The organism is Enterovibrio gelatinilyticus (assembly GCF_028683095.1).
Lineage (GTDB): Bacteria > Pseudomonadota > Gammaproteobacteria > Enterobacterales > Vibrionaceae > Enterovibrio > Enterovibrio gelatinilyticus.
The window spans coordinates 1-205 of the sequence record NZ_JAJUBC010000168.1; the positions used below are offsets into that span (position 1 = coordinate 1).

Here is a 205-nt window from a genome sequence, read left to right on the forward strand (position 1 = left end):
CCGTTCATCTCTCATCAGTATCGACGCAACCCCTTACTACCACTGTGTTTCACGTTGTGTTCGGCGATCATTTCTTTGTGGGTATGATGAAAACGCCCAGCAATCCTATGAACACCGTAGAGGGTGGATTGAGAAACGCCTGTTAACGTTGGCGAGTGCTTTCTGTATTGATGTTTGTGCGTATGCCATCATGAGCAACCACTAT

General features: G+C 46.8%; 1 pseudogene. It reads left to right on the forward strand.

Annotated elements, in window-relative coordinates:
* Positions 1-205 (forward strand): annotated as a pseudogene (locus LRP50_RS25670) (alpha-amylase family glycosyl hydrolase); the annotation flags it as partial.